11 protein-coding genes are annotated in these 12,779 nt (G+C 72.3%); 6 read left to right on the forward strand and 5 right to left on the reverse strand.

Going from position 1 to position 12,779, the window contains the following annotated elements; all coding sequences use genetic code 11:
- Positions 1-299: 299 nt before the first annotated feature.
- Entirely contained in the window at positions 300-1,349 is a 1,050-nt protein-coding gene (locus ACLQ29_RS02080) for a serine hydrolase domain-containing protein (RefSeq protein ID WP_425769968.1), read from the forward strand.
- 69 nt (positions 1,350-1,418) lie between these two features.
- On the opposite strand, the gene ACLQ29_RS02085 is transcribed toward ACLQ29_RS02080, so the two are convergent.
- Positions 1,419-2,459 (reverse strand): S66 family peptidase, encoded by a 1,041-nt coding sequence (locus ACLQ29_RS02085; RefSeq protein WP_425769969.1) that lies wholly within the window; start codon positions 2,457-2,459, stop codon positions 1,419-1,421.
- Between the two features lie 71 nt (positions 2,460-2,530).
- Here ACLQ29_RS02085 and ACLQ29_RS02090 point away from each other — a divergent pair, with 71 nt between their 5' ends.
- Positions 2,531-3,625, forward strand: a complete 1,095-nt coding sequence (locus tag ACLQ29_RS02090; protein WP_425769970.1) for a hypothetical protein — start codon at positions 2,531-2,533, stop codon at positions 3,623-3,625.
- A gap of 129 nt (positions 3,626-3,754) precedes the next feature.
- Positions 3,755-6,541, forward strand: coding sequence for a phosphoenolpyruvate carboxylase (gene ppc / locus ACLQ29_RS02095; protein ID WP_425769971.1), 2,787 nt, complete (start codon positions 3,755-3,757; stop codon positions 6,539-6,541).
- 67 nt (positions 6,542-6,608) lie between these two features.
- Here ppc and ACLQ29_RS02100 read toward each other — a convergent pair whose 3' ends face one another.
- Positions 6,609-7,430 carry a hypothetical protein gene (locus tag ACLQ29_RS02100; protein ID WP_425769972.1) on the reverse strand — a complete coding sequence of 274 codons (822 nt, stop codon included), beginning with the start codon at positions 7,428-7,430 and terminating at the stop codon, positions 6,609-6,611.
- A 54-nt stretch (positions 7,431-7,484) separates the two neighbouring features.
- Between ACLQ29_RS02100 and ACLQ29_RS02105 the strand changes: the two genes are divergently transcribed.
- Complete coding sequence (locus ACLQ29_RS02105) at positions 7,485-8,648, forward strand: DNA recombination protein RmuC (protein WP_393366429.1); 1,164 nt, start codon at positions 7,485-7,487, stop codon at positions 8,646-8,648.
- A 9-nt stretch (positions 8,649-8,657) separates the two neighbouring features.
- Here ACLQ29_RS02105 and ACLQ29_RS02110 read toward each other — a convergent pair whose 3' ends face one another.
- Both ACLQ29_RS02110 and ACLQ29_RS02115 read right to left on the reverse strand, forming a co-directional pair.
- Complete coding sequence (locus ACLQ29_RS02110; protein ID WP_425769973.1) at positions 8,658-9,092, reverse strand: hypothetical protein; 435 nt, start codon at positions 9,090-9,092, stop codon at positions 8,658-8,660.
- A gap of 40 nt (positions 9,093-9,132) precedes the next feature.
- On the reverse strand, positions 9,133-10,119 hold the full coding sequence (locus ACLQ29_RS02115; RefSeq protein WP_425769974.1) for a 4-hydroxy-3-methylbut-2-enyl diphosphate reductase: 987 nt from the start codon (positions 10,117-10,119) through the stop codon (positions 9,133-9,135).
- A gap of 134 nt (positions 10,120-10,253) precedes the next feature.
- Here ACLQ29_RS02115 and xseA point away from each other — a divergent pair, with 134 nt between their 5' ends.
- Positions 10,254-11,516 carry an exodeoxyribonuclease VII large subunit gene (gene xseA, locus ACLQ29_RS02120; protein WP_425769975.1) on the forward strand — a complete coding sequence of 421 codons (1,263 nt, stop codon included), beginning with the start codon at positions 10,254-10,256 and terminating at the stop codon, positions 11,514-11,516.
- Positions 11,517-11,546: 30 nt separating this feature from the next.
- On the forward strand, positions 11,547-11,768 hold the full coding sequence (locus ACLQ29_RS02125; protein WP_030328827.1) for an exodeoxyribonuclease VII small subunit: 222 nt from the start codon (positions 11,547-11,549) through the stop codon (positions 11,766-11,768).
- Between the two features lie 43 nt (positions 11,769-11,811).
- On the opposite strand, the gene ACLQ29_RS02130 is transcribed toward ACLQ29_RS02125, so the two are convergent.
- Entirely contained in the window at positions 11,812-12,660 is an 849-nt protein-coding gene (locus ACLQ29_RS02130; protein WP_425769976.1) for a hypothetical protein, read from the reverse strand.
- Positions 12,661-12,779 lie beyond the last annotated feature (119 nt).

Here is a 12,779-nt window from a genome sequence, read left to right on the forward strand (position 1 = left end):
CGGACGGGGCCAGTGCCGGGTGCCCCGCCGAGCATGCGCGGGGCGCGCGCCAGCCGCCCAGCCGGCCAGCCCGTCGGGATCTGTCGGGTTAACCCCACCCGTCCGGCGGGAGATCCGCATTCACCGGCGGCCGGTACTTCGGCAGGGTCGACGGGGACAGACGTCGTGACGTCGATGGGAGCAGGGTCATGAAACGTCGGATGTGGACAGTATTGGTATCGGTCGGGTCGTTGGTCGCCGCACTCGCGGTCGGACCCCTGCCGGCTCGGGCCGGCCGTCCAGGGGTGGAAGGCCCGGCATTGACCGCCGCGCTCGACCACCTTGTCGCGGACGGCTTTCCCGGCGCGGTGGCGTACGGCCGGGTGGACGGCCGACGGTGGCAGGTGGCCGCGGGAGTGGCCGACCGGGCCACCAGTGCGCGGGCCCGGCCGGACGACAGGTTCCGGATCGCCAGCAACACCAAGGCGTTCGTGTCGACGGTGCTGCTGCAACTGGTGGGCGAGGGACGGCTGACCCTCGACGATCCGATCGAGCGGTGGCTGCCCGGGGTCGTCCGGGGTAACGGCAACGACGGTTCGACGATCACCGTCCGGCAGTTGCTCAACCACACGAGCGGCATCTGGGATCCGACCGGCGAACGAGGCTTCTGGGCGCCGTACCTCGACGAGCACGACTGGGACCGGGTCATCTCGCCCCGCGCGGTGATCGCCCTGGCGGTGGCCCACCGCCCGGACTTCGCCCCGGGCGCCTCGTGGGCCTACTCCAACACGAACTACCTGCTCGCCGGTCTGATCATCGAGGCGGTCACCGGTCGGGCCGCGGCGAGCGAGGTGCGGCGGCGGATCATCGACCCGCTGGGCCTGAGCCAGACCTCGTTCCCGGTCACCGACCCGGAGATCCACGGCCGGCACCTGCACGGCTACGACCTGGCCGGGCGAGATGTGACCCGGTTCAGCCCGTCGTACGACTGGACGGCCGGGGCGATGATCTCGACGACGGCGGACCTGGCACGGTTCCACCGGGCGCTGTTCGGCGGGCGGCTGCTCGCGCCGGCGCAGCAGCGTGAGTTGGAGACGCTCGTGGCGACGGACGACGGGGCGGACGGGTACGGGCTGGGCGTGCAGCGGAGGACGCTCCCCTGCGCCGGAGGCCCGACGACGGTGTGGACGACCGACGGCGGCGGGCCGGGCTTCACCAGCCTCGCGGCGACGAGCCTCGACAACTCCCGACAACTCGTCCTGGCCGCCAACGTCTACGACATCGACGCCGACGCACGTGGGCTGTCGCCGGCTCCGGCGAGCGCGGGTTTCCTGGCCGCGTTGCGGTCGGTGTTCTGCCCGGCCGACTGACGCCGACGGGCACGCACCGGCGGGGAGGTGGCACCTCCCCGCTGGTGCGTACGGCACGCCCGGGTCTCGTCAGTAGCGCACCGAGATCCGGCGATCGACGGCGTCGACCAGGATCTCGCCGCCGTAGGGGATGATCAACTGCGGGTCGGTGTGACCGAGGTCGACGTCGAAGACCACCACCGCGTCCGGGTTGTACGGAGTGAGGGCGCGGGTGATCGCCTCCCGCTGGGCCTCGCCCCACGCCGACCGTTCGGGCACCGACAGCGGTTTGTCGAAATCCCACGCCTTCGGGCGACCGACGACGATCGCCGGGAAGGCGGCGAGCAGCCCCCGCTCCCCCATGTTCCGCACGATCCGGAACACCTCCTGCGCGCTGGGCATCTCCTGCGAGGTCTCGACGACGAGCACGGACCCGTCCAGCTCGGCGACGGTGGGCACCCGGTCGGTGGCCAGCAGCCAGTGCAGGATCTCCAGGTTGCCGCCCCAGGTGCGCCCCCGCACCGCCCGCTGTGGGCCCTGCCAGCGCCAGCCCTCGCCGGGCAGCATCTCCGGCTCGTACGCCAGCGTCTCGGGCTCGGTCCACGGGTTCGGCCGGTCACCCCATTCGTGGGCGGGCGTCAACTCGTACCAGTCGGTGGTGAACAGGGCCGCGCGCAGCGAGTCGAAGGTCAGCGGGTGCGGCGCGCCCGGCCGGCCGAGGTGCACGAGCACCGACCCGCCGTGATAGGCGACCATGCCCAGGCGGTAGAGGTGGTTGAGCACGTTCGTGTTGTCCGAGAAGCCGAAGTAGGGCTTCGGGTTGGCCCGCACCACGTCGTCGTCGAGGTGCGGGGTGACCGTGATCAGGTCGTTCCCGCCGATCGTGGCGAGCACGGCGGTGATACTCGGGTCGGCGAAGGCGGCGGTCAGGTCGCGGGCCCGGTCGCGCGGGTCGGCCCCCAGGACCCGGGTGGTCGGATACTCCACCGGCTCCAGTCCGAACTCCTCGCGTAGCCGGCGCAGCCCCAACTCGTACACGTGGGGGAAGATCGCCGGCAGGCCGGCGGACGGCGAGACGACCGCGACCCGGTCGCCCGGCCGTGGTTTGGGCGGGTAGCGCAGCGACACCATGATCAGAAGCTATCCGACCAGCCAACCGGTTTTCGCCCGGCGAATGACGAACCGGACCATACGCTGGCAATATGGACGAAATCCCGCAGGGTCGAGCCCGGGACTGGGCACCGCGCAGCATCGCGCTGCTGCTCGGCACCCTCGCGTTGGCCACCGCGTTCATCGCCGCCTACGTCGGCGCGCTGCACCAGCCCACCCCGCGCGACCTGCCGGTCGGTGTCGCCCTCGGCGACCAGCGCGCCCAGGCGACGCTCGACGCCATCCGAGGCCACACCACAATCATCACCCCCATCGGGTACGACGACGCCCGCGCCGCCGAGGACGCCCTGCTCAGCCGCGCGGTGTACGCGGTGCTCAGCACCGGCCCCGACAACGGCCTGCTCCTCGCCGTCGCCAGCGCCTCCGGCCCATCCGCCACGAGCGCGATCCGGGAGGTGCTCACCACCGCCGCCACCCGCACCGGCACCCCGCTACAGATCGTCGACAAGGTGCCGGTCACCTCGTCCGACCCGCGCGGGGTGGTGCCCTTCTACCTGAACGTCGGGTACGTGCTCGGCGGCTACCTCGCCTCGACGGTGCTGGGGATATCCGCCGGCACCACCCCGCGTACGGCGCGACGGGCCGGGCTGCGTATTGCCGCCCTGGCCGTCTACAGCGCACTGCTCGGCATCGCCGGCGCGGTAGTGGTCGGGCCGGTGCTGGGCATCTGGCACCACCACGTACCGACGATCGCCGCCATCGGCGCGCTTGCCGTCTTCGCCGCCGCGCTGTTCGCCAGCGCCATCCAGGGCTGGCTCGGCGTCGCGGGCACCGCGCTTGTCATCCTGCTCCTGGTGGTGCTCGGCAACCCGGGCTCCGGCGGCATCTACGCGCCCGAGTTCCTGCCCGGCCTGTTGCGCGGCATGCACCGCTGGAACATCCCGGGGCTCGCGAACGACCTGACCAAGGCCGCCGTCTACTTCCACTGGCGATCGGCCGGCTGGCCGGTGATCGCCCTCACCCTCTGGGCGGTCCTCGGCGCGCTCGGCCTGGTCAGCGCGAGCCTGGTGCGGGGTCGCCGGGCCAGCACCGCCGGCCCCGGCTCGCCCCGCTCCGACCCCGGATCGGCTCCCGACGGCGCCGGATCAGCCCCCGACGGCCCCGGATCAGCCCGCCACGGTGGCTGAGATCACGCCCGAAAACACCACCTCGAAGACAGTGGATCACCAGGGGGCCCTCCGGACACCCGGTGCGCGCGGATACCATCCAGTAAGTCGGACAGCGCTGTCCTTCGTATCCACGTGAGGGAGCGCACCGTGACTGACCAGCACGACCACGACGGCCCCGACGCCGCGCTGCGTGCCGACATCCGCCGGCTCGGCACCCTGCTCGGGCAGACGCTCGCCCGCCAGGAGGGTCGGCCGCTGCTCGACCTCGTCGAGGAGATCCGCGCCCAGGTCCGCACCGACGCCCCCGCGGCCGCCGCCCGCCTCGGCGGGCTCGACGTGACCACCGGCACCAAGCTGGCCCGCGCCTTCTCCACCTACTTCCACCTCGCCAACATCACCGAGCAGGTGCACCGTGCGCGCGATCTGCGCCGCCGTCGCGCGGTGCAGGGCGGCTGGCTGGACCAGGCGGCCAAGATGATCGCCGAGCGCGGGGTGCCGGCCGAGGAGATCGCGAACGCGGCACGCCGGCTGGCGGTGCGCCCGGTCTTCACCGCCCACCCGACCGAGGCGGCCCGCCGCTCGATCCTGTCCAAGCTGCGCGCGATCGCCGACGAGTTGGACACCGAGACCGCGAACGCGATCCTCTACGGCGCCAGCGACGAGGGCCCGGCCAACCGTCGCCTGGCCGAGCTGCTGGACCTGATGTGGCAGACCGACGAGCTGCGCCTCGACCGGCCGGACCCGACCGACGAGGCCCGCAACGCCATCTACTACCTGCGCGACCTGTACGCCGAGGCCGCCCCGCAGGTGCTCGACGACCTGGCCGACACGCTGCGCACCCTCGGCGTGGAGACCTCGCCGACGGCCCGGCCGCTGAGCTTCGGCACCTGGATCGGCGGCGACCGTGACGGCAACCCGTTCGTCACCCCGGCGGTCACCCGCGAGGTGCTGACCATCCAGCACGAGCACGGCATCGCGGCCACCGAGAAGGCGATGGACCACCTGATCAACGAGGTCTCGGTCTCGCGTCGGCTGCGCGGGGTGTCGCTCGACCTCTCCGCCAGCCTCGCCGCCGACCTGGACGCGCTGCCCGAGGTGGCGACGCGGTTCCGCCGGGTCAACGCCGAGGAGCCGTACCGACTCAAGGCGCGCTGCGTGAAGGCGAAGCTCGCCAACACCCGGCAGCGGTTGCGTCAGGGCACCGCCCACGTGCCCGGCCGGGACTACCAGGGCTCCGCCGAGCTGATCGCCGACCTGGACCTGCTGCGCGCCTCGCTGGCCCGCAACTCCGGGCAGCTCACCGCCGTCGGCCGGCTGGCCTCCACGATCCGTACGGTGTCCGCGTTCGGCCTGCACCTGGCCACCATGGATGTCCGGGAGCACGCCGAGGCGCACCACGCGGTGCTCGCCCAGCTCTACGCGGCCGTCGGCGAGGTCTCCGACTACCCGGCGCTGACCCGGCTGGAACGCACCAAGCTGCTGGCCGACGAGCTGACCGGCCGTCGACCGCTGTCCACCCTCGACACTCCGCTCACCGAGCCCACCCGCAAGACGTTCGACGTGTTCAGCACGATCCGCGAGGCCCAGGACCGTTTCGGCACCGAGGTGATCGAGTCGTACATCATCTCGATGACCATGGGCGTCGACGACGTGCTGGCCGCGGTGGTGCTGGCCCGCGAGGCAGGTCTCGTGGACGTGCACAGCGGGCGGGCGCGGATCGGGTTCGTGCCGCTGCTGGAGACCCCGGCCGAGCTGAACGCCGGCGGCGAACTCCTCGACGACCTGCTGTCGCTGCCCGCGTACCGGGCACTTGTGAGCGCCCGAGGCGACGTACAGGAAGTCATGCTCGGTTACTCCGACTCCAACAAGGAAGCCGGGATCACCACCAGCCAGTGGTCGATCCACCGGGCGCAGCGCGCGCTGCGTGACGTGGCCGCCCGGCACGGGGTGCACCTGCGGCTGTTCCACGGCCGGGGCGGCACGGTCGGGCGCGGCGGCGGGCCGACGCACGAGGCGATCCTGGCTCAGCCGTACGGGACGATGGACGGCGCGATCAAGGTGACCGAGCAGGGCGAGGTCATCTCCGACAAGTACACCCTGCCGTCCCTGGCCCGGGAAAACCTGGAACTCACCCTTGCCGCGGTGCTCCAGGCGACCCTGCTGCACACCGCGCCCCGGCAGCCGGCCGAGATGTTGGAACGCTGGGACGCCACCATGGACGTCGTCTCCGAGTCGGCGTACCGGTCCTACCGGTCGCTCGTCGAGGACCCGGACCTGCCGGCGTACTTCTGGGCGTCCACCCCCACCGAGCTGCTCGGCGCGCTCAACATCGGCTCCCGGCCGGCTAAGCGCCCGAACACCGGCGCGGGGCTGTCCGGTCTGCGGGCCATTCCGTGGGTGTTCGGGTGGACGCAGACCCGGCAGATCGTGCCGGGTTGGTTCGGCGTGGGCTCCGGTCTGGCCGCCGCCCGCGAGGCCGGCCTGGCGGACGTGCTCGCCGAGATGCACCGCAACTGGCACTTCTTCCGCACGTTCCTGTCGAACGTCGAGATGATGGTGACCAAGACCGACCTGAGCATCGCCCGCCGGTACGTCGAGACCCTGGTCCCGAAGAAGCTGCACCCGATCTTCGAACAGATCGAGCAGGAGTACGAGCTCACCAAGCGGGAGGTGCTGGCGGTGACCGCCTCGCCCGCCCTGCTGGAAAACTCGCCGGTGCTCCAGCGCACCCTCGCCGTCCGTGACACCTACCTGGAGCCGCTGCACCATCTCCAGGTGGCGCTGCTGCGGCAGTACCGGGAGTCCGGCGCCGCCGGACGGGCGATCGCCACCGCCCCGGGCGGCCGACGCGCACCGAGCGACGGCACCGCCCTGGAGCGGGCACTCCTCACCACGGTCAACGGCATCGCCGCCGGAATGCGCAACACCGGCTGATCAACAGGTACGAGAACGGGCCCCGGTCGCTGCGACCGGGGCCCGTTTCCGTAGGTGTGAACGACTGTCAGAAGTCGCCGCCACCGAAGTCGCCACCACCGAAGTCGCCGCCACCGAAGTCGCCGCCGCCGCCGAAGTCGCCGCCGCCGTAGTCACCGCCGGCGTAGTCGCCGCCCTGGTCGCCGCCGCCGAAGTCGCCGCCCTGGTCGCCGCCGTCGCCGCCCTGGTCGACTCCGTCGCCGAAGCCCTCCTGGTAGCCGGCGTCGTAGCCGTACCCGGGGTCGGCGAAGGCCGGCGAGAACAGCGCGTCGGCGATCAGGATGCCGCCGAGCACACCGGCCCCGGCGCCCAGCGCGGTCTTCCACCACGGCGTCGAATACCACCCGGCGGGCACCGGCCGACCCTGGTAACGCCCACCGGGGTAGTAGTAGGGCGTTTCCCGGCCGGGTTGCGGACCGGCCCGGAAGGTCTGCCCCTGCACGTCGATCTCGCGCTCCTTGGTGAGCTGCCCGACGCCGCGCGCGGCGGCAAGCGTCGGCACCTCCGGGCCCGGGTCGATGCCCAGCGCGGTACGCGCCGCCCGGATGTACGCCAGCCCCTCCAGCGCGGTCTCCCGGGCCAGCCCGAACTGGTGCGGCGTACGCGCCTGCTCCAACTGCGAGCCGGCCGCGTTGTACCGCTCACCGGCATCGGCCAGCGCCTGGCGTACCGCTGGCTCGTCGCCCTGCAGGTTCATCAACTGGCCGCCGAGGCGCTCGTACCACCGCTGCGCCTCCGCGCGGGCGTCGCCGAGCGCGGTGCGCTGCCGAGCGCCGGCCTGGGCGCGGACGAGCGCCGCGGCACCCAACGCGCCAACCACCACCACGGCGAGGCACAACACAAGTTCCATGTCATCGAACGTACCCCCGGCTCGCACGTCGTACCGGTCTGGCAAGCTCCGGTGATGGACGTCTCGACGCTGCTCCTGGTGATCGTGTGCCTCGGTGCCGGCGGGGCGGTGGGCTGGCTCGCGGCCCGGTCCCGCTCGGCGGCCGACATCGCCCGCCTCGATGCCACGCTGGCCGCCACCCGGGAGGGCGAGGGCCGGCTGGAGCAGTCGATGCGGGCGTTGGGTTACGAGGCCACCGCGCAGTCCCAGGAGGCGGTGGCCCGGGCGGTCGCGCCGCTGCACGACACCCTGCGCCGCTACGAGCAGCGGGTTGCCGAGCTGGAGCACGACCGGGTCGACGCGTACGCCGAGCTGCGCGAACAGGTCCGGTCGATGACCGCCGTCTCCGGTGAGCTGCGCACCGAGACCAAACAACTGGTGGCGGCGCTGCGCGCGCCGCAGGTGCGGGGCCGGTGGGGCGAGCACCAGTTGCGCCGGATCGTCGAGGCGGCCGGGATGTTGGAGCACTGCGACTTCTCCGAGCAGGTCACCGCCGCCACCGACCAGCAGGTCGTCCGACCGGATCTGGTGGTCCGGCTGCACGGCGGCCGATCCGTGGTGGTGGACGCCAAGGCGCCGTTCGACGCGTACCTGACGGCCATGGAGTCCCGTGACGAGCGTGGCCGAGACACCCACCTCGACGCGCACGCCCGGCACCTGCGGGGGCATGTGGATGCCCTGGCCGCCAAGTCGTACTGGTCGGCGTTCGACAACTCACCCGAGTTTGTCGTGCTGTTCGTCCCCGCCGACCCTTTCCTCGACGTCGCGCTCCAGCGTGACCCGACGCTGCTGGAGCACGCCTTCACCCGCAACGTGGTGCTGGCCACGCCGGCCACGCTTGTCGCCCTGCTCCGCACCGTCGCCTACTCGTGGCGGCAGGAGGCTCTGGCCCGTAACGCGCTGGCGGTGCACACCCTCGCCCGGGAGCTGTACGGTCGGCTCTCCACCCTGGGCGACCACGTGGGCAAGCTCGGGTCGTCGCTGGCCGGTGCGGTGACCGCGTACAACCGGGCGGTCGGCTCGTTGGAGGCCCGGGTGCTGGTCAGCGCGCGCAAGCTCGCCGAGTTGGGCGTGTCGGACGAGGAGTTGGCCGCGCCCGCGCAGGTCGAGTTGACGCCCCGACAGCCGCAGGCGCCCGAGCTGGTCGATCCGGCCGACGACGAGGTCGCGACCCGCTAGCTCGGCCGGTCAGGACGGGTTGGCGTTCGACACGACGAACGGGGTGCCCTGCTGGCAGGTGGTCATCATGCCGGGCTCGGCCCGGCCGGTGACCTCCACCCGCGCGCCCGGGGTCAGCACGTCCCGCGGCCCCCCGAGCAGCAGGTAATCGCCGAGCAGGACGCAGTTGGGCTCCACCCCGCTCTGCACCACCCCGGTTATGGTGGTGGCCCGGACCCCCGGGGGCGTGCTCGGCCCGCCCGGCTTCGGGTTCGACGGCCGGGTGGTCGGTGCGGGGTCGACGATCGACGGCGTGCCGCTCGGGGCGGGGGTCGGCGGGCTGGTCACCGGCTGCGTTCCGGTCGGCATCGGCGGGGGGTTGCCGGGTCCGGCGTCCTCGCTGGCGCAGGCGCTCAGCGCCACGCAGATGGTCAGCGCGGAGACGGCGAGCCGAAAGGTCCTCATGCCGGATCTGACGTACGCCGGGTCGAGTTCGTTCCCGCGCTCAGCCGCGTGCCGCCGCGGCCTTCATGTCCCGCCTCAGCTCCTGCGGGAGGGAGAACACGAGCCGCTCGTTGGCGGTGGTGATCTCCTCGACGTCGGCGAAGCCCCGCGCCGCGAGGTAGCCGAGCACCTCCTGGACCAGATCGTCCGGGACGCTCGCGCCGGAGGTCAGGCCGACCGTGGTGGCCCCCTCCAGCCAGGCGTCGTCGATCTCGTGGGCGAAGTCGACAAGGTGGCCGGCGCGCGCGCCCGCGTCCAGGGCGACCTCGACCAGGCGGACCGAGTTGGAGGAGTTGGTCGAGCCGACCACGATCACCACGTCGCAGTCGGCGGCGATCTCCTTGACCACGTGCTGCCGGTTGGAGGTGGCGTAGCAGATGTCGTCGCTGGGCGGGGACTGCAACAGCGGCAGTCGCTGCTTGAGCCGGGCCACCGTCTCCAGCGTCTCGTCGACCGAGAGCGTGGTCTGGGAGAGCCAGACGACCTTCTCCGGATCCCGTACGGTGATCTTGTCGGCGCCGTCCGGGCCGTCGACGAGTTGGATGTGCGCGGGGGCCTCACCGGCGGTGCCGATGACCTCTTCGTGCCCCTCGTGACCGATGAGCAGGATGTCGTAGTCCTCGGCGGCGAACCGCTTCGCCTCGTGGTGCACCTTGGTCACCAGTGGGCAGGTCGCGTCGATCGCCTTCAGCGAGCGCTGCCTGGCCTGCTCGTAGACCTCGGGGGCGACGCCGTGCGCGGAGAAGATGACGGTGGACCCCTCCGGCACCTCCTCGTTCTCCTCCACGAAGATCGCGCCCTGGGCCTCCAGCGTCTGCACGACGTGCTTGTTGTGCACGATCTGCTTGCGCACGTAGATCGGGGCGCCGTAGAGCTTCAGTGCTTCCTCGACGGTCTGCACGGCGCGGTCGACACCAGCGCAGTAACCGCGGGGCTTCGCCAGGAGCACGCGCTTGCCGGTCCGGGGAGTCGCCTCAGCCTCAGTCACGAACCCATCGTACGTGCCGCCCCTCCCAAGACCTTGTTGATCATGAGGTTATCGCTGCGACACGCCCGACACCAGGGGCAATAACCTCATGATCAACGGGGCAGACCGTGGGGGTCCGTAGGGTGGGCGGGTGGGTGAGTGGTCGAGTGGGCGAGCGGGGGTGGGCGGTGAGTGAGGGGGCTCGTAGTAGCGCGGAGGAGCCTTGGCCGGTACGGGTGGTCAGCCAGAAGGTGGGGGCCTGGATCGCCAAGCTCGGCTGGGTGTGGGTGGACGGGCAGGTGGCGCAGATCAGCCGTCGTCCCGGGGCCAGCACGGTCTTCCTCACCCTGCGTGACCCGTCGGCCGACCTGAGCCTGACCGTCACCACGAATCGGGACGTGCTGGACGCCGGGGCGCCGGAGCTGCGCGAGGGCGCCCGGGTGGTGCTACACGCCAAGCCGGAGTTCTACGCCGCCCGGGGCACGCTGAGCCTGCGCGCCGACGAGATCCGCCAGGTGGGGCTCGGGGAGTTGCTGGCCCGACTGGAGAAACTCAAGAAGCTGCTCGCCGCCGAAGGGCTCTTCGACCGCGCCCGCAAGCGCCGACTGCCGTTCCTTCCCGGCCGGATCGGGCTCATCACCGGGCGCGCGTCGGCGGCGGAGCGGGACGTGCTGACGAACGCCCGGCGACGCTGGCCGGCGGTGGAGTTCCGCACGGTGAACGTGGCCGTGCAGGGGCCGTCCGCGGTGCCGCAGATCGTCGACGCGCTCCGGGTGCTCGACGCCGACCCGAGCATCGACGTGATCATCATCGCCCGGGGCGGCGGCGGCATCGAGGACCTGCTGCCCTTCTCCGACGAGGCGCTCTGCCGCGCCGTGTTCGGCTGCCGTACTCCGGTGGTCAGCGCGATCGGTCACGAGACGGACGCGCCGCTGATCGACTACGTCGCCGACGTCCGCGCCTCCACCCCGACCGACGCGGCCAAGCGCGTCGTCCCCGACCTCACCGAGGAGGTACGCCTCATCGGCCAGGCCCGGCACCGCCTGGAACGGGCGGTGCGCAATCTGGTCGATCGGGAGACGCACCGGCTCGACGGACTCCGCTCCCGGCCGGTGCTGGCCCGGCCGCAGGTGATGGTGGAGCATCGGGCGACCGAGCTGACCGCGCTGCGCCAGCGGGCCGGCCGCTGCCTGGAGCACCGGCTCGTCGCCGCCGACGACGACCTGCGCCACACCCTCGCCCGGCTGCGCGCGCTCTCCCCCGCCGCCACCCTGGAGCGGGGGTACGCGATCGTGCAGCGCGCCGACGGCCACGTGGTGCGCGCGACGGCGGACGTCGGCAAGGGCGACCCGTTGCGGGTACGGCTGGCCGACGGCGAACTGGCCGCCACCGTGGACGGCGCAGTGGCGACGCGGTGACCTGGCGAGCGGTGTGCTGAGATGGGTGCGATGACTGACGACACGAAGGCCGGGCCGGACGAACGGCTCAGTTACGAGCAGGCCCGCGCCGAGCTGGCCTCGGTGGTCGAGCGGCTGGAGGCCGGCGGCACGTCCCTGGAGGAGTCGCTGGCGCTGTGGGAGCGCGGCGAGGCGCTGGCGGTGATCTGTCAACGCTGGCTGGACGGGGCGCGGGCGCGGATCGACGCCGCCCGGCAGGAGCCCGCTTCCTGACCGACCGCCGGTGGGGCGGCCGGAGCCGCCCCACGCGGACGCGTCAGTTGAACAGGCTGTACAGCTCGGCCGGCGCCTCGACGACCTGGGCCGCCGGCGGCTTCTGCGCGGCCGTGGCGGCGCCGTAGTCGGAGTACGTCATCTTGATCTCCTGGGCGGCGGTCTGCCCGGCGGCCGGCAACTGCAGCACCAGCTCACTGAGCCGGCCCTGCGGGTCCACCTTCGCGGTGAACGGAACCGTCTTCGCCTGGGTGCCCAGCGCGGCGATCGTGGCGGCGTTCAGCGAACCCGCCTCGGCGGCCTTGGTGACGTCGATGGTGCCCGCGTACGCGCCGGTGCCGGTGCTGCGGACCTCGGTGATGCCCTGGGTCAGCACCGCGCTGCCGGCCGGGTCGACCTTGTCGAAGTCGAAGCCGAGGCTGCGGTTGCCCTTGATCCGGGTCTGGTCCAGGTGCTGGTACTTGCCGAGGTTGAGCTGCTTGATGGTGGGCAGGCTGTTGGCGCTCGAGCCGGTCAGCTCCAGCTTCACCCAGCTGTCCGGCTTGAAGTGGATCACGTCGAGCTTCATCGCCAGGTCGGACGAGGGACCACCGACCGCGATCTTCATCTCCGCGCTCTGGCTCGGCTGGTGCACCTGGCCCTCGGCCGTGGAGCCGGCACCGGCGAGGGTGAACCGGAAGTTGCCGCTGCTGATCTCCTTGGTGGAGTCGAGCAGGGCCTGCTTGGCGTCGCCCGCCGCCGGGGCGCCGGACGCGCTCGCCGTGGCGGACGCGGTCACCGTCGGGGTCGCGGTCGATCCGGCGGTGCCTGTCGTGCCGTCGCCGCAGGCGGCCAGGGCGGGCGTGATCAGAGCGGCGGCTACCAGGCCGGCGCCGAGTCGTCGGACAGTCATACGTGTCTCCCAAGAGGGTCACCCGACGACCTGGGCGGCGCCGGAAACCGGGCGACGCGGCAGCACCGTCGGCCGCGTCGCGCGATCCGGGCCGAGCAGCGCGCCCGGATCACTCCCTC

The organism is Micromonospora sp. DT228, assembly GCF_049841595.1.
GTDB lineage: Bacteria > Actinomycetota > Actinomycetes > Mycobacteriales > Micromonosporaceae > Micromonospora.